19 protein-coding genes and 1 pseudogene are annotated in these 25,961 nt (G+C 71.6%); 11 read left to right on the top strand and 9 right to left on the bottom strand.

Features of this window, described 5'->3' with window-relative positions; translation table 11 throughout:
• Positions 1 to 110 precede the first annotated feature (110 nt).
• From SS2_RS00095 to cydC, 6 genes and pseudogenes are all read left to right on the top strand, one after another.
• The gene (locus SS2_RS00095; RefSeq protein ID WP_066460161.1) at positions 111 to 710 is read left to right on the top strand and encodes a hypothetical protein; all 600 of its coding nucleotides are present in this window, start codon (positions 111 to 113) and stop codon (positions 708 to 710) included.
• 415 nt (positions 711 to 1,125) lie between these two features.
• Positions 1,126 to 1,746, top strand: coding sequence for a DUF47 domain-containing protein (locus SS2_RS00090; RefSeq protein WP_066460159.1), 621 nt, complete (start codon positions 1,126 to 1,128; stop codon positions 1,744 to 1,746).
• Between the two features lie 5 nt (positions 1,747 to 1,751).
• Positions 1,752 to 2,756: an inorganic phosphate transporter gene (locus SS2_RS00085; protein WP_066460158.1), complete on the top strand. Its 1,005-nt coding sequence runs from the start codon at positions 1,752 to 1,754 to the stop codon at positions 2,754 to 2,756.
• A 195-nt stretch (positions 2,757 to 2,951) separates the two neighbouring features.
• Positions 2,952 to 4,190 (top strand): annotated as a pseudogene (locus SS2_RS00080) (ABC transporter transmembrane domain-containing protein); the annotation flags it as partial.
• Complete coding sequence (locus tag SS2_RS18190; protein ID WP_369405197.1) at positions 4,084 to 4,548, top strand: ATP-binding cassette domain-containing protein; 465 nt, start codon at positions 4,084 to 4,086, stop codon at positions 4,546 to 4,548. The pseudogene SS2_RS00080 and the gene SS2_RS18190, both read left to right, overlap by 107 nt.
• Positions 4,545 to 6,464, top strand: a complete 1,920-nt coding sequence (gene cydC, locus SS2_RS00075; protein WP_083941366.1) for a thiol reductant ABC exporter subunit CydC — start codon at positions 4,545 to 4,547, stop codon at positions 6,462 to 6,464. The genes SS2_RS18190 and cydC overlap by 4 nt, the downstream gene beginning before the upstream one ends.
• A gap of 51 nt (positions 6,465 to 6,515) precedes the next feature.
• On the opposite strand, the gene SS2_RS00070 is transcribed toward cydC, so the two are convergent.
• Genes SS2_RS00070 through mshD form a run of 4 tightly spaced genes read right to left on the bottom strand, consistent with a single transcriptional unit; the run spans position 6,516 to position 11,459 of the window.
• Complete coding sequence (locus SS2_RS00070; RefSeq protein WP_066460156.1) at positions 6,516 to 7,136, bottom strand: L-threonylcarbamoyladenylate synthase; 621 nt, start codon at positions 7,134 to 7,136, stop codon at positions 6,516 to 6,518.
• A gap of 26 nt (positions 7,137 to 7,162) precedes the next feature.
• On the bottom strand, positions 7,163 to 8,194 hold the full coding sequence (locus SS2_RS00065) for an NUDIX hydrolase (RefSeq protein ID WP_083941364.1): 1,032 nt from the start codon (positions 8,192 to 8,194) through the stop codon (positions 7,163 to 7,165).
• Positions 8,191 to 10,512, bottom strand: a complete 2,322-nt coding sequence (locus SS2_RS00060; protein ID WP_083941362.1) for an RNA degradosome polyphosphate kinase — start codon at positions 10,510 to 10,512, stop codon at positions 8,191 to 8,193. The genes SS2_RS00065 and SS2_RS00060 overlap by 4 nt, the downstream gene beginning before the upstream one ends.
• 38 nt (positions 10,513 to 10,550) lie before the next feature.
• The gene (gene mshD, locus SS2_RS00055) at positions 10,551 to 11,459 is read right to left on the bottom strand and encodes a mycothiol synthase (RefSeq protein ID WP_083941360.1); all 909 of its coding nucleotides are present in this window, start codon (positions 11,457 to 11,459) and stop codon (positions 10,551 to 10,553) included.
• A 150-nt stretch (positions 11,460 to 11,609) separates the two neighbouring features.
• Here mshD and SS2_RS00050 point away from each other — a divergent pair, with 150 nt between their 5' ends.
• The 3 genes from SS2_RS00050 (at position 11,610) to SS2_RS00040 (ending at position 15,638) form a co-directional block, all read left to right on the top strand.
• Positions 11,610 to 12,392 carry an ATP-binding cassette domain-containing protein gene (locus tag SS2_RS00050; RefSeq protein WP_066460153.1) on the top strand — a complete coding sequence of 261 codons (783 nt, stop codon included), beginning with the start codon at positions 11,610 to 11,612 and terminating at the stop codon, positions 12,390 to 12,392.
• Positions 12,393 to 12,428: 36 nt separating this feature from the next.
• Positions 12,429 to 14,930: a YhgE/Pip domain-containing protein gene (locus SS2_RS00045; protein WP_066460150.1), complete on the top strand. Its 2,502-nt coding sequence runs from the start codon at positions 12,429 to 12,431 to the stop codon at positions 14,928 to 14,930.
• Positions 14,931 to 15,044: 114 nt separating this feature from the next.
• On the top strand, positions 15,045 to 15,638 hold the full coding sequence (locus tag SS2_RS00040) for a TetR/AcrR family transcriptional regulator (protein ID WP_245643229.1): 594 nt from the start codon (positions 15,045 to 15,047) through the stop codon (positions 15,636 to 15,638).
• A 34-nt stretch (positions 15,639 to 15,672) separates the two neighbouring features.
• Here SS2_RS00040 and SS2_RS00035 read toward each other — a convergent pair whose 3' ends face one another.
• The 3 genes from SS2_RS00035 to acs form a co-directional block, all read right to left on the bottom strand.
• A complete protein-coding gene (locus SS2_RS00035; protein WP_066460146.1) occupies positions 15,673 to 18,990 on the bottom strand; it encodes a proline dehydrogenase family protein in 3,318 nt (1,105 codons plus the stop codon).
• 99 nt (positions 18,991 to 19,089) lie between these two features.
• Complete coding sequence (locus SS2_RS00030) at positions 19,090 to 19,983, bottom strand: hypothetical protein (protein WP_066460144.1); 894 nt, start codon at positions 19,981 to 19,983, stop codon at positions 19,090 to 19,092.
• Between the two features lie 7 nt (positions 19,984 to 19,990).
• On the bottom strand, positions 19,991 to 22,042 hold the full coding sequence (gene acs / locus SS2_RS00025) for an acetate--CoA ligase (protein ID WP_083941354.1): 2,052 nt from the start codon (positions 22,040 to 22,042) through the stop codon (positions 19,991 to 19,993).
• 211 nt (positions 22,043 to 22,253) lie between these two features.
• Here acs and SS2_RS00020 point away from each other — a divergent pair, with 211 nt between their 5' ends.
• Positions 22,254 to 22,868, top strand: coding sequence for an NADPH-dependent FMN reductase (locus tag SS2_RS00020; protein WP_157607131.1), 615 nt, complete (start codon positions 22,254 to 22,256; stop codon positions 22,866 to 22,868).
• Positions 22,869 to 22,901: 33 nt separating this feature from the next.
• Here SS2_RS00020 and SS2_RS00015 read toward each other — a convergent pair whose 3' ends face one another.
• Positions 22,902 to 23,747, bottom strand: a complete 846-nt coding sequence (locus tag SS2_RS00015; protein ID WP_066460140.1) for a formate/nitrite transporter family protein — start codon at positions 23,745 to 23,747, stop codon at positions 22,902 to 22,904.
• Between the two features lie 140 nt (positions 23,748 to 23,887).
• Between SS2_RS00015 and SS2_RS00010 the strand changes: the two genes are divergently transcribed.
• Complete coding sequence (locus SS2_RS00010; RefSeq protein ID WP_066460139.1) at positions 23,888 to 24,967, top strand: NADH:flavin oxidoreductase/NADH oxidase; 1,080 nt, start codon at positions 23,888 to 23,890, stop codon at positions 24,965 to 24,967.
• A 187-nt stretch (positions 24,968 to 25,154) separates the two neighbouring features.
• Here SS2_RS00010 and SS2_RS00005 read toward each other — a convergent pair whose 3' ends face one another.
• The gene (locus SS2_RS00005) at positions 25,155 to 25,787 is read right to left on the bottom strand and encodes a hypothetical protein (protein WP_157607130.1); all 633 of its coding nucleotides are present in this window, start codon (positions 25,785 to 25,787) and stop codon (positions 25,155 to 25,157) included.
• Positions 25,788 to 25,961 lie beyond the last annotated feature (174 nt).

Genomic DNA, 25,961 nt, shown 5'->3' with positions numbered 1-25,961 from the left:
GGCACCCGGTCCTCCACACTGTAATGATGAGTGACTTCTTCGGCGCGTCCAGTCCTTCCGCATCCGGCTCCGACCAGCACGGAAGGCCGCGTCACCCGCGCCGACCTGCGATGTTGGGCCCGCGCGAGGCGGACGAGATCCCCGGCGAGCTGGACCCGGCGCTGCGGGGTGAGATTGCGCACACCACAGCGGCGGCGATCGTGCACCGCGCCCGGGCCAGCGAGGACCCTGAGGTGGTCGAACGCCTCGTCCGCCTCGTCGAGGACGAAGGGCTGGACGTCGTCGCCGGGCTGTGGGCGGACAGCTCAGCCGATACCCTGCCCGGTGCGCTGTGGCGGCTGTACGTGCTGCGCGAGTGGGTGCGCCGGGACCCCGCCACGATCGCCGAACGGTTCCGCCTGGGGGTGGCGGCCGTGCCGGTGCACGAGGTGGTGGCCGGCGTGGTGACCCCCACCGGCCCGGACGACGTGCGTGACGTCGCCGACGCCGTGCTCTCCGGGGTGTTCGCAGGAGACCTCGCCGTGGCCCTCGAGCGGGGCGCGGCCTTCTGCCGCGTGCTGGCGGTCGGTGCCGCCTTCGACGCCGACTACGTCGACGTGGTCGATGCCGGTCACGCAACGCAGATGACGCGCGGCGCGGCGTCGTTGGTGCGCACGGCGGAGGAGCTCGAGCACGCCGCGAACCTGTGGCGGGCCCACCGTCTCGACTGATCTACCAGGGGGTTTCATCGAAGGGCGCAGGCCGCGTAAAGTAGATCTCGACGTCGGGCCACCGTAGCCCCGGGCTCCACCTAAAGCCGCCACGAGCGGCCTTCGCGCCGTCAGGCGCTGCGTGGTCCGGCGTCCTCTCTTGTTCACCCGACTCCCCGAGCGCCTGCGATGGTCTTAGCTCTGCGCGGTCACCACGATGCGTACGGCATGGTCTGTACGGCCCAGTGGTGGCACGTCCGGACGTGGTATACCCGATGCCATGTGTTCACTGTGAATTCCACTGTGCGACACCCCCGGAGTTGTGTGTTCACCAAAGGGCTGCCCTACTCTGTTAACGATCAGTCGATCACTCCTGTTTGCTGCTCTGTATCTCTCACTGTCAGTCAACATCGCTTCCCCCCAACCGGAGTCTGCTGTGCGCCTGCGCCTCACCCCGCGCGATACCTCTTTCTTCGACCTTCTGGCCGACTCGGCCGGTCACCTCGTGACCGGCGCGAACCTGCTCAGCGAGCTCCTCGGAGCCGATCGAGCCGGACGTAAAGTCCTCGCCAAGAAGCTCGCCGACACCGAGCACGCCGCCGACGACGCGACGCACTCCATCATGCGACGCCTGAACCAGACCTTCGTGACCCCCTTCGACCGGGACGACATCTCCGGTTTGGCATCGGCGCTCGACGACTGCATGGACTACATGGAGGAAGCGGGTGACCTGATCGTGCTCTACAAGCTCGACGAGCTGCCCGCCCGGGTCTCCGACCAGATCCAGGTGCTCCAGCGCTGCGCTGAGCTCACCGCCGAGGCCATGCCGCACCTGCGCTCGATGGGTGACCTCACCGAGTACTGGGTCGAGGTCAACAGCCTGGAGAACCAGGCCGACAAGATCCACCGCAAGCTTCTCGCCCAGATGTTCGACGAGATCACCGACCCGATCCACCTGATGAAGCTCAAAGAGGTCGTCGAGACCCTCGAGTTCGCAGCGGACGCCTTCGAGACCGTGGCGAACATGGTCGAGACCATCGCGCTCAAGGAGTCCTGAGCCCGGTGGAGGTCGCGCTCGTCATTCTTGTTGTCGCGCTCGCACTGAGCTTCGACTACACCAACGGATTTCATGATGCGGCCAACGCGATCGCGACGTCGGTCTCGACCCGGGCCCTGACGCCGCGAGCCGCGCTGCTCATGGCAGCGGTCATGAACTTCGTCGGAGCCCTGCTGGGGACGGAGGTGGCCGAGACGATCGCCACCTCGATCGTCGACCTGCAAGACGCTCCCGCTCATACATCGCTCGTGGTGGTGGTTGCTGCGCTGGTCGGTGCGATCACGTGGAACCTCATCACCTGGTGGTTCGGTCTGCCGTCCTCGTCCACGCACGCCCTCATCGGTGGCCTGGTCGGTGCTGGTCTCGCGGCCAACCTGGCCATCTACGGCACGGCGATCGTCGACAAGGTCGTCCTGCCGATGATCTTCTCCCCGCTCGTCGGCTTCGGTCTCGCCTTCGTGGTGATGGTCGGCGTGCTCTGGATCTTCAAGAGCGCCTCCCCGTCCAAGACCACCCGCCGGTTCCGGGTCGCCCAGACGGCCTCGGCCGCGGCGATGGCCCTGGGGCACGGTCTCCAGGACGCGCAGAAGACGATGGGTGTCATCTTCATGGCGCTGCTCACCGTCGGCTGGGCCAACAAGGACGAGGGCATCCCGCTGTGGGTCAAGCTCGCTGCGGCGGCTGCGATCTCGCTCGGCACCTACGCCGGTGGCTGGCGGATCATGCGCACCCTGGGACGCAAGATCATCGAGCTCGACCCGGCGCGCGGTTTTGTCGCCGAGACGGTCTCCGCGGTGGTCCTCTACGTCAACGCCTTCGTGCTGCACGCTCCGGTCTCCACCACGCACACGATCACCTCGGCGATCATGGGTGTGGGCGCGACCAAGCGCCTGTCCGCGGTGCGCTGGGGCGTGGCCAAGAACATCGGCATCGCGTGGATCCTGACGATCCCGGCCTCGGCCGCGGTCGCCGCGCTCATGTACTACATCCTGCACCCGATCCTGGGCTGACCACAGGACAGATCGACGGGCTCCCGGCACCTGTGCCGGGAGCCCGTCGTCGTCTCAGGCCCCGCAGCGCAGGCTGACGCACCTTCTCGGACGCCCGAACGAGGTGACTGATGGTCGTCTCGTATCTGATGGTCCGTCAGAAACCTAGGACCTTCGGTAAAGGTCGCCTCACAATCCTCGCGATAGCGTCGCAGCGTGAACCGTGCACGAGCCGTCGCGCTCTCCTGGGCCTCGTCCCTCCTCCTCGCCGTGGTGTTCCTCGTGGTGGGGCGTTCCATGGACGACGTGCTGGGCGGGGACGGGCCACCGATCCTGCTGCTCGTGCTGCTGGCGCTGGCCGCCGGGGTCGCCGCGTGGGCCGTCCCCACCCTCGGTGCCCACGAGCAGGCGCGCGAGGAGCGCACCCTGCGCCGGGGCGTCGTCGGGCAGGTGCTGGCGCTGGGGGTGGCTGAGCGCACCCGGGAGCGTGCCGGTCGGATCGTGTCCACCGCGACCGACGGCGTCGAGCGCGCCGCGGCGTACCGGGGCACGTTCATCGGCCCGATGATCGCCTCCATGACCGTCCCGGTCGTGGTGCTCGCGGTCGTGGCGATCACCATCGACCCTCTCTCGGCGTTGTGGCTGCTCGCGGCTGTGCCCGCCATCCCGCTCGCCGTCGGCGGGTTCCAGCGGGCATTCCGGTCCGTCAGCCAGCGCTACCGGGCTAGCTCCCGGCTGCTCTCGGCCCGGTTCCTGGAGGCCTTCCAGGGGCTGACCACCCTGCGCCTGCTCGGCGCCGGGGAACGCATGGGCGCCACCCTCGCCGAGGCCGCCGAGGATGTGCGCAAGCACGTCATGCGGATGCTCGCCGGCAACCAGGTGGTGCTGCTCGTCGTGGACTCCGTGTTCTCCCTCGCCATGATCACCGGCGCGGCCGTGCTGGCGATGAACCGCCTGGCCGACGGCGCGATCACGCCCGGTGAGGCCCTCGCCCTCGTGCTGCTCTCCACCCTGCTGCTCGAGCCGCTGGACAGGATCGGGCAGTTCTTCTACATCGGCATGGGCGGCATGGCCTCGGTCCGTGAGATCCGTCGGCTGCAGGCCGAGGAACCCGCCGTGGTCGACGCCCCCGGGGTCGTGGCACCGCCCGCGCCGGAGACGGCTGGGATCGTCTTCGACGGCGTCGCCTTCGCCTACCCCGACGGACCGCCGGTCCTGCGGGACGTGTCCTTCGAGGTGGCGCCGGGGGAGAAGGTGGCCCTGGTCGGCGCCAGCGGCTCCGGCAAGACGACCGCCGGGTCGCTGCTGCAGACCGCCCTGCGCCCCAGCGCAGGCCGCGTCACCCTCGGTGGTCACGACCTGCGTGACGTCCCGGCCGCCTGGGTGCGTGAGCACGTGGCCGTCGTCGCCCAGCACACCTTCTTGTTCACCGGCACGCTGCGGGACAACCTGCTCGTCGCTGGCGCCCGGCGCCAGCGACGCCGACTGCTGGCAGGCCCTCGCCGACGCGGACCTGGCGGAGGTGGTCCGGGGGCTGCCCGCGGGCCTGGACACCGCGGTGGGGGAGCGCGGGCTGTCGCTCTCGGGCGGGCAGGCCCAGCGCCTGGCCATCGCCCGCGCCTACCTCAAGGACGCCCCGGTGCTCGTGCTCGACGAGCCGACCTCCCAGGTGGACCTCGCCTCCGAGCGCGCGATCCTGGCCACGCTGGACCGCCTCGGGGCCGGCCGCACCGTCCTGATGATCTCGCACCGCCCGGCGACCATCGCTGGCGCTGACCGGGTGCTCACGCTGACCGACGGGACGATCCGATGACCACGCAGCCCACCACGCAGCCCGCCGCCCAGCCGGGTGCCCAACCCGCCACTCAGCCCACCACGCAGCCCGCCGCCCAGCCGGGTGCCCAGCCCGCCACTCAGCCGCCCGCCCAGCCCGCCACCCCGCTCACCCGTGCGGCCGTGCGCCGCCGGCTGCTCGACGTCGGCCGGCCCGTCCTGGCCCCGCTCGTGGTCTCCGCGATCTTCCGCACCCTCGCCCTCCTCATCGGGATCGCGCTGCTGGCCGTGGCGGCGTGGGGAGTCGGTGCGGTGGTGGCCGACCGCACCGGGACCCCCGGCGCCGCGCCGGTCGGTGCGGTGATCGTCATCATGGTGGTGCTGTCCCTGGTCAAGGGCGTGTGCCGGTACCTTGAGCAGCTCGCGGGGCACTACGTCGCCTTCCACGCCCTGGCGCTGCTGCGCATCTTCTTCTACGACCGGCTCGAGCCTCAGGCACCGGCCGCGGTCGAGGGCCGGCGCACCGGTGACCTGCTGTCCCGGGTGACCAAGGACGTCGACCGGGTCGAGGTGTTCTTCGCCCACACCCTCGTCCCAGCCACCACGGCCCTCGTGGTGCCCGTGCTGACCCTGGGCTACCTCGCGATCGCCGTGAGCCCGGCGGTGGCGGCGGTGCTGGCGCCCTTCCTGCTCGCCGTCGGCGTCGTCGTCCCGTGGTGGGGGCGCGCGGCGACCGCGCGCGCGTCGACCACCCTGCGTGCCGCCCGGGGCGACGTCGCCCAGCACGTCACCGACACCGTCCAGGGCGTGCGCGAGGTGCTCGCCTTCAACCACGAGGACGCCCGCCAGCGCGAGCTCGCCGAGCTCGACGCGCGCGCCGCCCGCTCGCTGCGCGGCATCGGGGGATGGATCGCGCTGCGCCGCGGGGCGAACACCGTCCTGGTGGCCCTCGCCCTGGTCGCCGAGCTCGCCCTGGTCTCCTCGATGGTCGACGCCGCGACCATGACCTGGCAGACCGCCGCCGTCGTGCTGGCGATCACCGCCGGTGCCTTCGGTCCGGTGCTCGCGGTCGAGGACTTCGCCGCTGACCTCGAGCAGGCCTACGCCTCGGCCCGGCGCATCTTCGAGGTCACCGACGCCGCCCCGGTCGTGCCCGAGCCCGCCCGCCCGGTCCCGGCGCCGCGCACGGCGCCCACCGTCGCCGTCGAGGACGTCACCTTCACCTACCCGGTCGGGGCCGACGCCGCCGGCGCCCGCTCGGAGCCCGCCGTCCGCGGCGTCTCCTTCACCGCAGCCCCTGGCACCACCACCGCCCTGGTGGGCGCGTCCGGCTCGGGGAAGTCGACGCTGTCCTCGCTGCTCGTGCGGTGCTGGGACACCGACTCCGGCGCGCTGCGCCTGGACGGGACCGACGTGCGCGACCTCGCCCTGGAGGACCTGCGGGCCACGGTCACCGTCGCCCAGCAGCGCCCGTACCTGTTCAACACCACGATCGAGGAGAACCTGCGGATGGCGCGGCCCGACGCCAGCGCCGAGGACATCGCGACCGCGTGCCGGCGCGCCGCCCTCGACGAGGTGATCGAGGCCCTGCCCGACGGCCTCGCCACGGTGGTCGGGGAGATGGGCGAACGCCTCTCCGGCGGCCAGCGGCAACGGCTCGCGGTCGCCCGCGCGCTGCTGCGCGACGCCCCGGTGCTCGTCCTGGACGAGGCCACCTCCCACCTGGACGCCGCGGCCGAGGCGCGAGTGCTCGCCGGCGTGCGTGAGGCCGGGGCCGGGCGCACCGTCATCGTCGTGGCGCACCGCCTGGCCACCATCGCCGACGCCGACCTCTTCGTCGTGCTCGACGCCGGGCGCGTGGTGGAGCAGGGCACCCACGCCGAGCTGCTAGCGGCCGGCGGGGCGTACGCGATGCTGCTGGACCGTGAGGCGAGCTCCTTCGACGCCACGGTCTGAGCCTGAGCCAGGGCGGGGCGGGGGAGCTGCCCGGCCCGCTCCTCGGGCTCGTTACTCGAAGCGGCTCGGGTCGCCCAGTCCTACCCGGACCACCTCGGGTGAGCCGCTGGACCAGTCCACGACCGTCGTCGGCTCGGTCCCGCAGTCCCCGGCGTCGAGCACCGCGTCGAGCACGTGGTCGAGGCTCTCCTTGATCTGCCAGCCGTCGGTGACCTGGTCGGCCGCGTCGTCGAGCAGGAGGGTGCTGGACAGCAGCGGGCCGCCGAGCTCGCGGACCAGGGCGAGGGCGACCGGGTGGTCGGGGATGCGCACGCCGACCGTCTTCTTCTTGGCGTGGGCGAAGCGGCGGGGGACCTCTTTGGTCGCCGGCAGGATGAACGTGTACGCCCCCGGCGTCGCGGCCTTGATGGCGCGGAAGGCGACGTTGTCCAGCATGACGAACTGGCCCAGCTGGGCAAAGTCCGCGCACACCAGGGTGAAGTGGTGCTTGTCGCTGAGATGGCGGATGGAGCGGATACGGTCGGCGCCGGTGTGGCTGTCCAGGGAGCAGCCGAAGGCGTACGACGAGTCGGTCGGGTACGCGATGAGTGCGTCGTCGCGCAGCATGTCCGCGACCTGCGCGATGGTGCGCGGCTGCGGGTTGAGCGGGTGGACGTCGAAGTATCTGGCCATGGCCTGAGCCTAAGGGGCGCGGCCGGTCAGTGCAGCGTCGGTCGGATGAGCTCGACGCCCACCACCCGCGGCCCCTTGGAGCTCTGCGCGACGTGCGTGACCAGCGCCTCGCCGGGCTCCAGGAAGGGGTCCTTGGTCGGCAGCGCGGCCGCGACCGCCCGGCGGGAGTGCTGCCCGAGCACGTCCAGCACGGTGGGCAGGACGGGTCGGTGCGTGCACAGCACGGTGGGCGTCCCGGACTCCAGCAGCGTGCGGATGACCGCTGCCACCCGGCTCGGTGAGCGCTCGTGGTCCACCTCGCTCAGGTGCTCGCTGCTGATCGGCACGAGGCCCGCGGCGCGGGTGTACGGCTCGATCGTGTCGGCGCAGCGGCGCCACTGGCTGGTCATGACGGCGTCGATCCCGAAGGCCGCGAGCACCGGCACCAGGGCGACCGACTGCGCGTGCCCGGTCGGGGTGAGCGGACGGTCCGTCTCGTTCCCATGCCAGTTGTTGCGGGACAAGGCCTTGCCGTGGCGGGCGACGACGAGGGCCTTGGTGGCCAGGCGCCCGTGCTCGTACTCCTCGACGAGGGCGGCCAGGGGGATGCGGTCCGCGGCCCGGGTGAGCTTCTCGGCGGCCTTGTCCACCGAGAACCACCTGCAGTCGTCGATCTCGCCCGGGTTGACCGGTGGCACGGGGGCGCGGGCAGCCAGGGACGGGCCGTCCTCGGCGCGGGTGGCCGCCCAGTAGTGGACACGCTTGACCGCGCCTTCCGGGGTCAGGTACTGCAGGCCAGGCAGCGGCACGCCCAGCACGACCGGGCGACCGGTCTCCTCGACGACCTCGCGCGCAGCCGTCACCGGCAGGGTCTCACCTGGGTCGAGCTTGCCCTTGGGCCAGGACCAGTCGTCGTAGCGGGGGCGGTGGATGAGCTGGACCTGCAGCTTGTCCTTGCGCACCCGCCACACCAGCGCGCCAGCGGACTCGATGACGGCCGTCTTGTCGGTCGCGGGGTCGCTCACTCCGGTCGTCCCACGCACCCAGAACCGCGACCCGGTGGGTGAGGTCACGCTCACCGGCCCAGGCTGAGTCGGCGTCGCTGACGTGCGATGAGGTCTTGCTGGAGGTCTCTCAAGGGTTCGCCGTTCGCATCGAGGTGGTGTCGGGTCCAGGTGCCGTCGGAGCTCAGGTGCCAGGACGAGGTGGAGTCTGCCATGGACACGTCGATGAGCTCGATCAGCCCGGCGATCTGCGAGTCGTCGGCGAGCCGGACGAGGGTCTCCACCCGACGATCGAGGTTGCGGTGCATGAGGTCCGCGGAGCCGATGTACACCTCGGGCCCGCTGGCCGGCCCCTCGTTGAGGGCGGGACCGCTGGAGTTGGCGAAGGCGAAGATCCGGGAGTGCTCGAGGAAGCGACCCAGGATCGACCGCACCCGGATCGTCTCGCTCAGCCCGGGCACCCCGGGGCGCACCGCGCAGATCCCGCGGACCACGAGGTCGATGGGCACCCCCGCCTGGGAGGCCCGGTACAGGGCGTCGATGATCGCCTCGTCGACGACGGAGTTGACCTTGATCTTGACCCAGGACGGCTGCCCGGCCAGGGCCGCGGCGGTCTCCCGGTCGATCCGCTCGATGAGGCCGGAGCGCACCGAGCGCGGCGCCACCAGCAGGCGGTGGAAGCGGGACTGCGGGGCGTAGCCGCTGAGCTGGTTGAACAGCCGGGTGAGGTCCTGGCCGACGTCCGGGTCGCAGGTGAGCAGCCCCAGGTCGGTGTAGAGCCGCGCGGTCTTGGGGTTGTAGTTCCCGGTGCCCACGTGGCAGTACCGGCGCAGCCCGTCCGGCTCCTGGCGCACCACGAGGGAGAGCTTGCAGTGGGTCTTGAGCCCGACGATCCCGTAGACCACGTGCACCCCGGCCTGCTCGAGCTTGCGGGCCCAGGAGATGTTGTTCTGCTCGTCGAAGCGGGCCTTGATCTCCACCAGGGCCAGGACCTGCTTGCCGGCGTCGGCGGCGTCGATGAGCGCGTCCACGATCGGGGAGTCGCCCGAGGTCCGGTACAGGGTCTGCTTGATCGCCAGGACGTCAGGGTCGGCGGCGGCCTGCTCCAGGAAGGTCTGCACCGACGTGGAGAAGGAGTCGTAGGGGTGGTGCAGCAGGACGTCGCGGTCGCGGATGGCGGCGAAGATGTCCGTCGGGCTGGCGCTCTCCACCTCTGCCAGGAAGCGGTGGGTGGTGGGCACGAACCGCGGGTAGTGGAGGTCGGAGCGGTCCAGGTCGGCGATGAGGTTGAGGCCGGTGAGGTCGAGCGGCGCGGGCAGCGTGTAGACCTCTTCCTCGACCACGCCCAGCTCTCGCAGGAGGAGCTGGCGGATGCGCGGGCTGATGCCCTCGGCGAGCTCGAGGCGCACCGGCGGGCCGAAGCGACGGCGCAGCAGCTCCTTCTCCATGGCCTTGAGGAGGTTCTCGGCGTCGTCCTCCTCGACCTCCACGTCCTCGTTGCGAGTCACCCGGAAGGTGTGGTGCTCCACGATCTCCATGCCCGGGAAGAGGTGGTCGAGGTGGTGGGAGATGATGTCCTCGACCGGCACGAAGGAGGTGGGCCCCTTGTTCGTGGCCTGGGTGCTGGGCGCGCTGGGGCGGCCCTTGGCGTCGACCGCGATGAAGCGCGGCAGCAGACCGGGGACCTTGACGCGGGCGAAGTGCTCCTTGCCGGTGGCTGGGTTGAGCACGAGCACCGAGAGGTTGAGCGAGAGCCCCGAGATGTAGGGGAAGGGGTGGGCCGGGTCGACCGCGAGCGGGGTGAGCACCGGGAAGATCTGCTTGCGGAAGAACTTGTGCAGGCGGTCCTGCTCCTGGACGGACAGCTCCTCCCAGCGCACGAGGTTGATGCCCTCGGCGTCGAGCGCGGTGCGCACGTCGTCGGAGAAGACGCGGGCGTGACGGGCCATGAGCTCGTGGGCGCGGGTGCTGATCGCCTCGAGGGTCTCGCGCGGGGTCATGCCCGACGCCGCGGTGACCGCCAGTCCGGTCGCGATGCGGCGCTTGAGCCCGGCCACCCGGACCATGAAGAACTCGTCGAGGTTGGAGGCGAAGATCGCCAGGTAGCGCACCCGGTCCAGCAAGGGCTGGGTCGCGTCCTCGGCGAGCTCCAGCACCCTCTCGTTGAAGGCCAGCCAGCTCAGTTCGCGGTCACCGAAGCGGTCCTCGGGCAGGGGAGGCAGGTCCTCGAAGGCGAGGGCGAGGACTTCTTCGCCCTCGCCGATGTGCTCGGCGATGTGTGCGGCGAGGTCCGGGTCCAACGGGCCAGGCCGGGCAGACGCCCCGGAGGAGCCGGCCGGCCGGCCGGGGGAGGTGTCTGCGCTGCGGCGGGAAGTCGTCGTCGAATCGCTCATAGGTTCATCGTGACATCCCTGGATGAATTTTGGGTGTCCTACGCCACACCGAACTGAACGTCCAGGGCGACCCGGGTGAAGCCCGCCGCCGTGTAGGTGCGGATGGCCGCTGTGTTGTCACCCTCGGTGTACAGGTCAGCGGTGGACAGCCCCAGCCCGACCAGCCGGTCGAGGCTCGCCCGGGTGAGGGCTGAACCCAGTCCCATGCCCTGGGCGGAGGGGTCCACGCCGAGGGCGTAGATCTCCCCGGTGCTCGCCTGCTCGCCGCCGACCACCTTGAGCCAGCTGAAGCCGAGGACCTCCTCGCCCCGGCGGGCCAGCAGGAAGGACTCGGGGTCGAACCAGTCCTCGGCCATGCGGGCGTGCAGGTCAGCGGCGGTGAGGCGGCCCTGCTCGGGGTGGCTCGCAAAGGCCCGGGCGTTGACCGCGAGCCACGCCTCGTCGTCGGTGCCGGGGCGGAAGGCGGTCAGCTGCACGTCGTCGGGCAGGTGGACGGGGGTGGGGGTGTAGGTCGTCAGGTCGAGGGCCATCTTCCACAGCTCGCGCACCACGACCAGGCCCGCCCGGGTGGCCAGGGAGCGGGCGGCCGGCAGGTCGCCGTGCGCCCAGACGGAGAGGGAGCGCCGCCCGGAGGCGGCGAGCAGCTGGGCCCGGGCGAGCAGCCCGGAGCCGACGCCGTGGCGGCGGGCGAAGGGGTGCACGACGAGCTCGGCGGTGGCCACCGCGGCGACGGACAGGTCGACCTGGGCATAGCCGGCGAAGTCGTCCGCGGCGCGCACCAAAAGGTGGGCCACGCGTGCGGCCGGGTCGGTGAGCCAGAGCAGGGGCTGCTCGGAGAGCGGCGCCACGCCGTCGACGTGCTGGGCGGCGCGCGCCAGCCGGTGCACGGCCTGGGCGTCGGCGTCGGACAGGGGGCCGGTCACGACCGCGATCTCGGTGTCATCCACCCGGCAATTGCATCACGGTTCGCCGGGCGCGTGACGCAGATCGCAGGGTCAGCGGGGTGGTCGCGCTGGTGCGAGCGGATCTCGAGGCGTATCTTCGTACTGACCGGTCAGTCTAAAAGTGGCCGGAGGCAGACTCCCGGAGGCATCCCCATGACCCAGCCCGTCGCACAGCACGCCAGCCCTGCGGCCGAGGCGACCCGCACGATCGCCACGCCCCGCGCGATCCCGCTCGCGGTCCGCGCCCGCGGCCTCACCCTCAACGGCCCGCGCGGGCTCGTCTACGGCCCGCTCGACCTGGACATCGAGGCCGGCGACCTCGTTGTGCTGCAGGGCCCCCAGGGTGCTGGTCGCTCGAGCCTGCTGCTCACCCTCGCCGGCCGCATGATGCCCGACGCCGTGAGCCGGCTCACCGTCCTGGGCACGGTCCTGCCGGTCCGCCGCGGGCACGGCGCACGCCGCGCCGTCCAGCGCGAGGTCGCCATCGCGGGCTTCAGCGGCATCGACGAGCTCGACGACGCCGTCACGGTCGGTGACACGATCCGTGAGCGGCTCACCTGGCTCGCCCCGTGGTACCGGCGCACGCCGGCCGTCACCGACGAGGTCTACACCGCGCTCGCGGACCCGGTCTTCGGCCCCCGCACGCGCCCCGCGCTGGACACCCTGGTGTGGGACCTCGACGAGGTCGACGCCATGCTGCTGCGGATCATGCTCGCCATGGCCCAGGACCCCGCGATGCTCCTCGTCGACGACCTCGACCAGGTGCACGACAGTGCCCGCCGCCAGCTCGTCTGGGACCGCCTCGACGCGATCACCGCGACCGGGGTGACCGTCGTCGGCTCCGTCGCCTCCGCCGGTGAGGTGGCCGCCATGCGCTGGTCCACGCCGCCGACCCTGGTCTCCCTGACGACCGGCCCGCAGCCGGTCGCGGCCTGACCGCCCCTCTTCCTCACGAACGGATCTACACCTGTGATGTCTTTTGCCTCCACCGGGACCGAGCTGCGGAGATTCCGCCGCGGTCTGCTGCCCAAGCTCGGGATCGGGGCGATGATCTTCATCCCCCTGCTCTACGGGGCCATGTACCTGTGGGCGTTCTGGGACCCGACCGGGAACCTCGACAAGTTGCCCGTCGCGATCGTCAACGCCGACGACGGCACCGAGATGGACGGCGAGGCGGTCAACCTCGGCGACCAGGTGATCACGAGCCTGGTGGACAGCGGCGACCTCAAGTGGGACCGGGTGGACGCCGAGGCGGCCGACGAGGGCGTGCGTGACGGCACGTACTACTTCGCGGTGACCGTCCCGGAGACCTTCTCGGAGTCCGTGGCCAGCGCCGCCTCAGACGCACCACGCTCGGCCCAGCTCATGGTCACCTACAACGACGCCAACTCCTTCCTCGCCACGACCCTCGGCGGCAGCGCGATGACCCAGATCGAGAGCGCGGTCCGCGAGCAGATCGGGACGCAGGCCGTGAACACGCTGCTCGTGGGTCTCGGCAGTGCTCAGGACGGCTTTGCCCAGGCCAGTGACGGGTCGCTGACCCTGACCGCGGCGAGCAGCCTGCTCGCCGACGGCGCGGGCCAGGTCTCCGACGGCGCGGACGCAGCAGCGGCCGGCGCAGCCGCCCTGGCGGACGGGACCGGTGAGCTCGCCGACGGCGCGACCGCCGCCGCCACCGGAGCCGGCACCCTCGCCGACGGCGCAGGAACCCTCGCCTCGGCCGGGTCCTCGCTGAGCACCGGTGCGCAGACCCTCGCCGGAGGGACCTCCGACCTCGCCGCCGGCGCGGACGCCCTCTCCGCAGGCGCCTCCAGCGCCGCGGCCGGCGCCCAGGCCCTGGCCACCGGTGCCGCAGACGCGCTCACCGGCGCGACCACCCTGTCCCAGGGAGCGGCGACCACCCAGGACGGCCTCCACCAGCTCGCCGACGGCGCGCAGTCCCTCGCGGACGGCTTCACCGCCGACGGCGGCCTCGTGGCTGGCATGAGCACGGCCGTGACCGGCGCCCAGGCGCTGTCTGACGGCGTCGCCCAGGCCCAGACCGAGGTCTCCACCCTCGCCGGCAGCGTGCCCGCGCTGCGCCAGCTCGTGCAGTCGAACATCACCGCCCTGGAGGCGCTGCCGACCTCGCCGGAGACCACCGCGCTGCTCAACGCCAACCGCCAGACGCTGGCCGGTCTGCCCACCGACGCCGACCTCGCCGCCTCCGCGACCTCCTTGCAGGCCCTGGTCGACGGCGCGAAGCAGCTCGCCACGAGCGAGACCTCCGGCCTGCCGGCCCTGGCAGCCGGCGTGCAGAAGGCCTCAGCCGGAGCCGCCGCGATCAACGCCCAGCTGCAGCCCGGCACCTCCGCACCCACCGTGCGCGACGGCGTCGACCAGGTGGCCGCCGGAGCGTCGAGCCTGACCGACGGACTGACCGCCCTCAGCACCGGGGCCTCCTCCCTCGCGCAGGGGACCGGTGACCTCACCGCGGGAGCCAGCACGCTCGCGACCGGCGCCACCACCCTCGACGCCGGGGCGCACGTCCTGGCCGACGGGTCGACCCAGCTCAGCGCGGGTGCCTGGGACCTGGCCACCGGTGCCACGAGCCTGAGCTCGGGCACCCAGCAGCTCGCCACCGGCGCCGGCACCGCCGCCACCGGGGCGCAGTCGCTGGCCACCGGGACCACCACGCTCGCCGACGGCGCCACCCAGGTCGCCGACGGCACGACCAGCCTGACCGAGGGGGCACAGACCCTCACCGACGCGCTCACCTCCGGAGCCGAGGCCCTGCCTGACGACTCCACCTCCCTGCAGGAGCAGCGGGCCGAGGTCATCGCGGCACCGGTGACGGTCGAGGACACGTCCATCGCCCAGGCCGAAGGCTTCGGCGAGGGCTTCGCACCGTTCTTCATCCCGCTGGCCCTCTTCGTGGGTGCCCTCATCACCTGGCTGCTGCTGCGGCCGATCCCCACCCGGGCGCTGGCCACCCCCGCTGCCGGATGGCGGACCATGCTCGCCGGGTACCTGCCGGCCCTGGCCATCGGCGTGGCGCAGGTCGCGGTCATGCTCGCGGTCATCCACTTCGGTGTGGGCCTGCAGATGGAGCACGTCGTGGGGACCATCGCCTTCACGATGCTCGTCGCAGCGACCTTCCTGGCGCTGCAGCAGGCACTCATCGCGCTGCTCGGCCCGGCTGCGGGGAAGGTGGCGATCCTGGCTCTGCTCATGTTCCAGCTCGCCTCCTCCGGCGGCACGTACCCCGTCGAGACGACGGCGACGTTCTTCCAGGTGATCCACCCGATCCTGCCGATGAGCTACGCGGTGGACGGACTGCGCCAGGTCATCACCGGAGGGGTCGACGGCCGACTGGGCATCGCCATCATCTACCTCGTGGCCGTGCTGCTAGGGTCGCTGGCAATCACCGCCTGGCGGGCAGGACGGATGCGCACCTGGACGCTGGACCGGCTGCACCCCGCGCTGGAGATCTGAGCGCACCGCCGACCGGCGGGCCGGGCTGGGTGACCAGCCCGGCCCCCGGCCGGCCCGGCCAGCAGGCCACGTCCAGGACGAGACGAGCAACGACGAGCGGAACAGGTGGGAATGGTGGGCACCGAAGCCTCGAGGACCCCGCGGGAGAAGGCCTTCGCGGCACGTCGCGCCGGGACCCGCCAGCAGATCATGGACGCGGCGGTCGACCTCATCGCCGACCAAGGGTTCACCGCGACGTCGGTCGACGACATCGCGGCGGCAGCCGGCGTGGCCAAGGGCAGCGTCTACTACAACTTCGGGTCCAAGAGCGACGTCTTCGAGGCCGTGCTGGCCGGCGGCCTGGAACGTCTCACCAGCACCCTGGAGGCGGCCCGCGCGGGACTGGTGGGCAAGGAAGCCCTCGTCGCGCTGATCGCCGAGCTCCTCGAGCAGATCCGCAACCACCCGAACTTTGCCAAGCTGCTCGCCGCCGAGGTGTTCCGGGTGGGACGGGAGTGGCAGGAGACCGTCGGGCACATCCGTGCCGAGGTCATCGAGTTCTACGCCGTCGCCCTGGCCGAGGCCCGGCCCGGCGCGGACGTCTCGCTGCTGGCTGCTGCGGTCTTCGGTGCCACCCTGGTGGCCGGGCTGGAGTGGCTGGTCTTCCAGCCCGAGCGCAGCTTCGACGAGGTGCTCGCGGCGGTGATTGCCCTCACGGACGGTCTCTGACCGGCTGCGCTGCTGACAGCCTCAGCCGCGCCGGCTAGGTGTCGGCGCCGGGCACGTGCCCGAACCGGTGCACGGTCCTGGACACCACCTGCTCACGCAGCATCGTCAGCAGCTCGCGGTGCCCGCTCGCCACGACCGGCTGGTCCAGCACGGTCACCGACCCGGTGCGCTCCGCCGCCGCGGCTCGCAGCCCCGGCGCGCTCCCCACGACTCGGATGCGCCCGGTCACCGTCCCGTCGGCCACCCGGGCGGCGAAGGTCGCGTCGTCCTCGGCGCTCGCCCGGCTCATGGTCACTGAAGTCCCCACCCGGGTGGCCGCGGCCAGCACCCGGTCCACCTCCACCGCCAGCGCGCCGGCGCCCTCCCGGACCGTCACAGTGGGCAGCGGGCGGTAGCGCAGCACGTTCGACTCCGCCCGCAGCCCGGCCAGCTCGCGGCCCTCGCGGAGGGCGGACCAGCAGCGGGCGTCGTCGGCCAGCGCCCAGGCGAGCCACGCTCGCGGTGCGCTCTCGCGGTCGGGGACGTCGCCGTCGTCGTGCCAGGCGCCGAGCTGGGCGACGTATCCGGGGCCGCCGGCCTTGGCACCGGGGCCCACGACCGACGCCTTCCACCCGCCGAAGGGTTGGCGACCCACGATCGCACCGGTGATGTGCCGGTTGACGTAGGCGTTGCCCACCTCGATGCGGTCCGTCCAGTGCGCGATCTCCTGCTCGTCCAGGGACTGCAGCCCGCTGGTCAGGCCAAAGGGCACAGCGTTGGCCAGATCGATCGCCTCGTCGAGGGTGTCGGCCCGCATCACCCCCAGCACGGGCCCGAACACCTCGGTGAGGTGGAAGGCGGACCCGGGCCGCACGCCGACCTTGACCCCGGGCGTCCACAGGTTCTCGGCGTCGCCGGGCACCAGGGAAGGCACCCGGCGGGGGCGCACCAGCCACTGCTCACCGGCCTCCAGCGTGGTCAGGGCGTGCAGCAGCTTGTCCGAGGGCGGGCCGGTGAGCGGCCCCATCGTCGTGGCCAGCCGGGTCGCCTGCCCGACGGCGAGGGAGGTCACCGCATCGGCCAGCTGGCGGCGCAACCGCCTGCTGCGCCCCGCGGAGCCGACGAGGACGAGCAGCGACGCCGCCGAGCACTTCTGGCCGGCGTGGGAGAAGGCCGAGCGGACGACGTCCGCGACAGCCAGGTCGATGTCCGCCGCCGGGGTCACGATGATCGCGTTCTTGCCCGAGGTCTCCGCCAGCACCGCGAGCTCCGGACGCCACCGGGCAAAGCGCTGGGCCGTCTCCAGGGACCCGGTGAGCAGCACCCGGGTGACGCGCGGGTCCGTGACCAGAGCGCGTCCGGCGTCGTCGTCCAGGGCGCGCACCACCTGCACCACGTCGGGGTCGTGACCATGGGCTGCCAGGGCCGCGCGCACCGCGCGGATCCCCACCTCGGTGCACCGCGGGGTGAGGCGGGAGGGCTTGATGACCACCGGCGCTCCGGCGGCCAGGGACGCCAGCACGGAGCCGAGCGGGATGGACACCGGGAAGTTCCACGGCGGCGTGACGAGGGTGACCCCCTCCGGGCTGAACACGGCCCCAGGGACCGAGTCCAGCGCCAGGGCCTGCTCGGCGTAGTACGCCGCGAAGTCGACCGCCTCGCTGACCTCGGGGTCTGCCTCGGCGACGGTCTTGTGCGCCTCGTGGACCATCGTCGCGACGAGGTCCGTGCGAGCGTCCTCGAGCAGCCGGCTCGCGGTGCGCAGCACCTCCCACCGCTGGGCCGGCGTCGTGCGGCCCCAGCCGGGCACCTGGCCGACGGCGCGCGCCACGACCGCGTGCGCCTCGTCCGCCGTGCCCACCGCCTGGGTGGGTGGCAGGTCGGCGAGCAGCTCGCGGGCGGTGGCCGGGCACACGATGCGCCGTGCCCACTCACGGTTCGCTGCCAGCGCCGGGTCGGTGTCCGGAGAGTTGGCGAAGGGGCGGGGAGGAGGCGGAGCAGGGGCGGGCCGAGGGGTGCGCCGGGGGGTGGTGGCGACCGTCGCAGCTGCGGCGACGGCCTCCCGGAAGGCACGCTCCTGGCCTGCCATCGCCTGTGGCGCCGAGGTCAGGGCGTGCAGGAAGTTCTCCCCGGCGGCGTTCTCCTCCAGCCGCCGGACCAGGTAGGACACCGCGGTGTCGAAGTCCTGCCCGGCGACGGTCGGTGTGTAGAGCACGAGCGGGCCGATCGTGTCCCGCACCGCGCGAGCCTGCGCGGGAGCCATGCCCTGGAGCATCTCCACGTCGAGGCCGGAGCGCACCCCGCGGCGGCGGGCGAGCAGATGACCGAGGGCGACGTCGAAGAGGTTGTGGCTGGCCAGCCCGATCCGCACGGACCGGGTGCGCTCGGGGCTCAGGGCGTGGTCGAGCAGGCGGACGTAGTGCGCGTCGGTGTCGGCCTTGGTCAGGTAGGGAGCCTGGGCCCAGCCGTGCAGCTCGGCGTCGACCCGCTCCATGGCGAGGTTGGCGCCCTTGACCAGCCGGACCTTGACGGCTGCGCCGCCCTCGGCGCGACGCCGGGTGGCCGCACGGGTGACGGTGTCCAGGGCGGCGGAGGCGTCCGGGAGGTAGGCCTGCAGCGCCACGCCCATCGGCGATGCGGCCAGCTCGGGGTCGGCCATGAGGCGCAGGAAGACGCCCAGCGTGGGCGCGAGGTCGTGGTACTCCTCCATGTCCAGGGTGAGGAAGGTGTCGTGCCGGGCGGCGCAGAGGTAGAGCGGGCGCACGGTCGCGGTGATGCGGTGCACGGCGTCGGCGGTGTCCCAGGCGGAGAGCTGGCTGACCACCGCGGTGGTCTTGATCGAGACGTAGTCGATGTCCGGGCGCTGGATGAGCTCGCGCAGGCGCCGCACCCGGTCCTCGGCCTCGTGCTCACCGAGCACCGCCTCGCCGAGCAGGTTGATGTTGGCGCGGAAGCCCTCCGCGCGCAGCCGCGCGACGTGACAGGCCAGGTCCGGACCGGCGTCGGCCACGAGATCGCCGACGAGCTGGCGCAACCGGGCCCGGGCAGCGGGCACGACGACGCCGGGCAGGGCGGGGGCCAGCACCGCGCCGGCCTGCAGCAAGGACTGGTCCAGCGGACCGAGGAAGGCCCGGGCGGAACGGACCGGGCCGCGCAGCTCGGCGAGCTCCCGAGCGGCGACGCGGTCGTCCTCGGGCCGGGCCACCCGGTCGACGAAGCGGATGGCCAGGTCGAGGCCATCGGGGTCGGCGACGAGGTCGGTCAGGCGGCGGGTGGACCGGCTGGCCCGGGCAGGCTCCTCCTGCGCGGTGGCCAGCCAGCACCGTGCCAGGGCGACCGCGTCGTCGAGCAGGCTGTCCGGAGCAGAGCTCATGCCTCCATCCTGCGACAGGACCTCGCGCCCGTCCTGGTGGGCGCGAGGTCCTGGGTGCAGCGGGCTCCTGGGAGCCGGGAGGTGCGGTGTGCTGGGAGGTCAGGCGGTCGGGGCGGAGGGCTTGCCGGTGACGTAGCCGAGCATCATCTGCAGGTCGCTCAGCCGGGTGGTGAAGGCGCCGTTCTGCGGGTCGAAGTGCACCAGCTCGATGCCGGCCGCAGCGAGGTCACCGAGGGCCGCCGCGGCTGCGTGCGCCGGGACGCCCAGCACCTGGTCCGCACCCTCCAGCCCCTGCGTCTGAGCGAAGTGCGCAGCCCGAGAGGGGGTGGTGAAGGCGAGGACCGCCGGACCGAGGTCCATGGTGATCGCGTAGGGGTTGAAGCCCCCTTGGCTGCCCCGCGGGATGAAGAACCAGTTCTCCAGCGCGAAGACCTCCTGCCACATGGCGGCCTGGGCGGCGTTCTCGGTGGGCTTCTCGCGCGCGTTGGCGGCGAGGGCGTCGAGGATGGACTCCTCGTTCGGGTCCAGCGTCGGGTTGGTGCGCCGCTCGGCCGTCTGGGCGTTGAGCCGCGCCAGGTCCTTGGCCAGGGACGCCACGACGCTGGGCGGCGCGCAGAACGGCGCGTCCTCGACGTTGAAGGCGAGCAGCGCGACGCCCGCCGCGTCGAGCTGGTCCGCGGCGTCGAGCAGGGCACCCGGGGGAGAGGCGAACACCTTGTTCGCCCCGCCCCGACCGCCGTCGGCGAAGGCGATGGCCCGCTGGATGTCGGTGAAGACGGGGACGGCCGGCTGGCCGTTGAAGGTCACCGTCCCCGGGCGCAGCGACTCGGAGTCGTCACGGACGAAGAACCAGCGGTTGAGCCCCAGCACGACCCGCCACAGGGCACCCCACCGGATGTTCATCTCCTCGGTCGAGGCACCGTCACCGACCCGGACCGCGGTCCGGGCGAGATCGTCGATGACGGCGGGGTCCGAGGTGTTCGTGTCAGTCATGCGTCAATCATCCCTCAGCGGAGGCCACCGGTGTGGCAAGGCCGCTCGAGATGAGAGCCATGACGGAGGAGTCAGCCAGCGTCGAGGCGTCACCGACCGCACGGTTCTCGGCGACGTCGCGGAGCAGGCGTCGCATGATCTTCCCCGAGCGGGTCTTGGGCAGCTCGGAGACGACGAGGATCCGGCGCGGCTTGGCGATCGGGCCGATCTGCTTGGCGACGTGGTTGCGCAGCGCGGTCTGGACCTCCTCCGGGTCGGCGCCGGCCGCGAAGGAGGACCGCAGGATGACGAAGGCGACCACGGCCTGGCCGGTCATCTCGTCCGAGGCGCCCACGACGGCGGCCTCGGCGACCATCTCGTGAGAGACCAGAGCGGACTCGATCTCGGTCGTGGACAACCGGTGACCCGAGACGTTCATGACGTCGTCGACCCGGCCGAGCAGCCAGATGTCGCCGTCCTCGTCCTTCTTGGCGCCGTCCCCGGCGAAGTAGATGCCCGGGAAGCGGGACCAGTAGGTGTCCTTGAAGCGTTCCAGGTCCCCCCAGATGCCGCGGAGCATCGCGGGCCACGGCTGGGTGAGCACAAGGTAGCCGCCCCCGCCGTCGGGCACGGGGTGGGCCTCGTCGTCGACGACGTCGGCCGCGATCCCCGGCAGCGGGGTCTGTGCGGAGCCGGGCTTGGTCGCGGTGATCCCGGGCAGCGGGGAAATCATGATCGCCCCGGTCTCCGTCTGCCACCAGGTGTCCACGATCGGGGTCCGGTCCCCGCCGATCACCCGGCGGTACCACATCCACGCCTCGGGGTTGATGGGCTCACCGACCGAGCCGAGCACCCGCAGGGAGCTGAGGTCGTAGCGGCCGGGGATCTCCTCGCCCCACTTCATGCACGTGCGGATGGCGGTCGGAGCGGTGTAGAGGATGGAGACCTTGTACTTCTCGATGATCTCCCACCAGCGCCCCTGGTGCGGGGAGTCGGGGGTGCCCTCGTAGATCACCTGCGTCGCGCCGTTGACCAGCGGCCCGTAGACGACGTACGTGTGCCCGGTGATCCAGCCGATGTCTGCGGTGCACCAGTAGACGTCGGTCTCCGCCTTGAGGTCGAAGACGTTCCTGTGGGTGAAGGCAGCCTGGGTGAGGTACCCGCCGGTGGTGTGCAAGATGCCCTTGGGCTTCCCCGTGGTCCCGGAGGTGTAGAGGATGAACAGCGGGTGCTCGGCGTCGACCCACACGGGGGTGTGCTGCACGTCCGCGGTCTCCAGCGCCTCGTGCCACCAGATGTCACGGCCCTCGGTCCACTCCACGTCCTGGCCGGTGCGGCGCACCACGAGGACGTGCTCGACGCTCGACGCCGGGGTGCCCTCGCGCGGGGCGACCGCCTCGTCGACGGCCGGCTTGAGGGCGGTGGCGGCCCCGCGGCGGTAGCCGCCGTCGGCGGTGATGACGACCTTGGCCTCGGCGTCGGCGATGCGGCTGCGCAGGGCATCGGCGGAGAAGCCGCCGAAGACCACCGAGTGCGGGGCGCCGATCCGGGCACAGGCCAGCATGGCGACGACGGACTCGACGAGCATCGGCAGGTAGATGACGACGCGGTCGCCCTTCTCCACGCCGAGGGCCGAGAGGGCGTTGGCCGCTCGGGAGACCTCACGCTGGAGCTCGGCGTAGGTGACGCTGCGGGTGTCACCGGGCTCGCCCTCGAACTGCAGGGCGACGCGCTCGCCGCGTCCCTCGGCGACATGACGGTCGACGGCGTTGTAGGCGGCGTTGAGCGTGCCGTCCGCGAACCAGCGCGCGACGGGGGCGTCAGACCAGTCCAGGGTCTGGGTGAACGGGGTCTTCCACGACAGGAGCTCCCGGGCCTGCTCGGCCCAGAAACCGGTGGGGTCCGCGGCGGCGCGGGCGTAGATCTCGGGCTGGGCGTTGGCCTGGGCGGCGAACTCCGGGCTGGGTGGGAAGGACCGGCTCTCGTGGAGAAGGTTCTCCAGGCCTGTGGTCTGGTTGTCCTGGGGCACGACTACCTCCGGTACGCATCGACGCTGTTGCGAGTGGGACCTTCGTCCCATCGGGAGTCTAATGTGCTCTGGGCCACACCGGAGGACACAAAACATAGTCGGCGCGGATGTGTCATGAAGTTGCGGGGCGAGGGTGGTGCCAGGCCCTGTCTATCAACGCGGGGCGGCCTGTCACCGCGTCTTCAGGGTTTGAGGAGGGAGATCTCCGACGGGTGTGTGGTGGTGCTCGGTGGTCGAATGGGCCCATGGCAACGGCGAGCGCATGACACCGGAGGCGGCACGAGCGCCACGGGTCGCCCTGGTGGTCTCCAGCACCCGACCCGTCCGGGTCGGTGGCCAGCTCGGGGTGCACCTCACCCAGATCATCGAGGGCGACCACCTGGGCGTCGAGGTGGTCACCATCGACCTCCGCGAGCTCGCCCTGCCCTTCCTCGACGAACCGCGGATGGCCTCCCTGGGCGGCTACGTCCACGAGCACACCCGTCGCTGGGCGGCCACGATCACCGACCTGGACGCCATGATCGTCCTCACCCCGCAGTACAACTGGGGCTACCCCGCGCCGTTGAAGAACGCCATCGACTACCTTTTCGCCGAGTGGCGCGGGCTGCCGGGGCTGCTGGTCACCTACGGGACGCACGGCGGGACCAAGTGCTACGACCAGATCACCCAGGTGCTCGACCGCGTCGGGGTGGACCTCGTCAAGCCGGGCATCTGCGTCTACATCCCCAAGGACGCCTACGGCCCGGACGACCACCTGCTGAGCCCGGCGGCCGTGCTGGCACCCGACGAGGCAGACCTGAGGGACCGGCTCGCCGCGCTGGTGACCAAGGCGCGGGGACGCGCGGCTGGACGTGAGACAACCCCGGCTCAGGTCTGAGCCGGGGTTGTCTCAGGAAGCGTCAGGGGAAGGTCAGGCCTGGACTGCGACCGGCTCGGTCGCGGCCGGCGCGCTGGCGGCGTCGGGCACGAGGGGGAGGCGGGGGCGCAGCGGGCCGGCGATGACGGCGTAGCCCAGGCCCACGATGAGGCCGCCGCCGACGAGGTTCCCCAGTCCGACCACGGCCATGTTGCGGGCGAACTCGCCCCAGCTGGCCTCGGGCAGCCCGCCGATGAGACCCAGGCCGAAGGTCGTCATGTTCGCCACGACGTGCTCGAAGCCCGAGGTGATGAAGGCGAGCAGGCACCAGAAGATGACGGCCAGCTTGGCGCCCTCGGAGGTGAGGCGCACCGCGGACCAGGCAGCGAGGCAGACGAGGATGTTGCACAGGATCGCCCGGAAGAACAGCTCGGTCGTGGACTCGCTGCCCTTGGCCGTGAGCATGCTGGCGATCATTGTGCCGCCCGGGGTCTCGGGGCCGAGGACCCCGGAGAAGTGGACCAAGGCGGCGAAGGCGAAGGACCCGACGATGTTCATGACGAAGCAGAACAGCATCGTCACGCCGCCCTCGCGCCAGGAGATGCGCCCGCCGATGGCCCCTTGGGTCAAGGTCATCATGTTGGACGTGACGAGCTCACCGCCGGCGATGATCACCAGGGTCAGTGCGACGCCGAAGACCAGTCCGGAGACGAGCTTGGTCGCGGGGGACCCGGCGGCGAGGAACGGCCCCGCGGCCGAGACCATGAGGACGACCGCGACGCCGATGTACGCGCCGGCGAGCATCGACTGGACCGTGTAGGCGATCGGACGACGGGTCGACTCGACCTTGGTCCGGGCCGCGGCCCGCTGGAACTCCATTGCTTCTGGGATGGTGAGCACCTACTAAGCATCACGGTGTCCCACCCCCAAGTCGTGGGACCAATGACCCGACGCGCCGGAGATGTCTGCGGGCCGCCCGCAGCCGCCCGACCAGCGCTTGCGCCGGGAATGGCTGGCCCGCCCGCGCCGTTGGACTGGGCATGACACGCCCCCTGCTCTTCGAGCCCCTGACGCTGCGCGCCCTAACCGTCCCCAACCGCATCTGGCTGGCCCCGATGTGCCAGTACTCGGCCACCGACGGGCTGCCCGGCGACTGGCACATGGTGCACCTGGGCGCCCGCGCGCAGGGCGGGTTCGGGCTGATCCTCACCGAGGCGGCCGCCGTCGTCCCCGAGGGCCGGATCTCCCCGCAGGACGCCGGGATCTGGTCCGACGAGCAGGCCCGGGCCTGGGCGCCGATCGTGGACTTCGTCCGCAGCCAGGGTGCCGCGATCGGCATCCAGCTCGCCCACGCCGGACGCAAGGCGTCGACCTTCCGTCCCTGGTCGCCCGTCCAGGGCTCAGTCCCCGTGCCCGACGGCGGCTGGGAGACCGTGGGCCCCTCGCCCGAGCCGTTCCCCGGTCTGGTCGAGCCGCACGCGCTCACCCTCGCCGAGATCGCCGAGATTCCCGCGGCCTTCGCCGCCGCGGCCCGCCGCGCGGACGCGGCCGGCTTCGACGTGGTGGAGATCCACGCCGCCCACGGCTACCTGCTGCACGAGTTCTTGTCCCCGCTGTCCAACACCCGCACCGACGCCTACGGCGGGTCGCTGGAGAACCGCGCCCGGCTGCTCGTGGAGACCACCGACGCGGTCCGCGCGGCATGGCCGGAGTCCAAGCCGCTCTTCGTCCGCGTCTCGGCGACCGACTGGCTGCCGGGCGGTCTCTCGGTCGACGACGTCGCGCAGGTTGCCAAGATCCTCGGCGAGCACGGGGTGGACCTCGTCGACGTGTCCACCGGCGGCAACGCCCCCGCCCAGATCCCGGTAGGCCCGGGCTACCAGGTCCCGGCCGCCCGCGACGTGCGCGCGGTCGCCGGGACCGCGGTGAGCGCCGTCGGGCTCATCACCGACCCGGCCCAGGCAGAGCAGGTGCTCGCCGACGGCTCGGCCGACGCCGTCATGCTCGGCCGCGAAGGCCTGCGCGACCCGCACTGGCCACTGCGCGCCGCCCACGCCCTGGGGCTGCCCGACGACGAGGCGCGCTGGCCGGCGCAATACGTGCGAGCCGTCTGGCGGTAGACGCCCCGGTGCTGCACCGGACGCCGCAGCCCCCTTGAAGTCCAGCCATGACCCGTCGCCGCGATGGTGGGTCCGGGGACACCCGGGCGGGCGCGTCGTGTGTGCGTGCGGCAGTATCCAGGGAGGCGCGGGCCCCGCCGGTCCTCGTGACGATCTTCAGCGCCGTCGAGCTGGACGGTCAGTTGCTTCAGTCGACGAGAGTCGAGGCTAGGCAGTTCGGCAAGTACTGGTGCGCTCCCGCAGTATCGCCCTTGAGGAGCGGGTCGACGTGATTCGTCAGAAACACGTCATAGTCAGGAAATGACAAAGCGTACTCGGTCGAGGTGAACGAGTGCAGAATCTCTACGGTCTCAGCGACCTCATCCATCTTGCCAGCGTCGACCTGTGCGACTCCAGTTGAGAGCCATGCACATTTCCAATCGATTGCCATGAGCGACGTGAAGAATCCGTCTTCGTACGAGTAGAGCGTCGGGTCCTCGACTGCTGAGGCCGGAATGGACTTACTTCGCTCAGTAGCCTCGAGGTTGCTGATCTGAGATTTGATCTCGTCGAGAGGTTCTGGGGCGGCGAACGACGTCCCTGGAGGCAGCGCGAATGCCGCTGCCCCCTCGGTGCGCTCGATCTCTTGCTGGGCGGCTATCTCCGTCAAGTTCTGCTCGAGTTGTGAGATGTTCTCCTGGACAACGATGTCCCGCTTGCTGGTCGCAGCAACTTCGGCCGGCGACCGGTCCGCAACGGCGCCGATCGCCCCGATAGTGCCAACGACTCCGACCACCACCAACGATCCGGTGAGAACCACTGTCTTCCTAGTCCTGCGCATAGCGTGACCCTTCCCCGACATCAGAACGTGAGCGATCTGCTAAAGGTGGCAATGGCGTCTGGATCAGACGATACCCCCACTACGCGTGTATTAACTGCACACTCCAGACCGGTAGTAGCGCCGACGGCGTAGGGGAACATTCCCGCCGCGTCGCGCCCTGTGAAGGTCAAGGGG

The sequence above is a fragment of the Sanguibacter suarezii NBRC 16159 genome, assembly GCF_001552735.1.
GTDB lineage: Bacteria > Actinomycetota > Actinomycetes > Actinomycetales > Cellulomonadaceae > Sanguibacter > Sanguibacter suarezii.
This window is presented reverse-complemented; position numbering and strand designations above follow the sequence as displayed.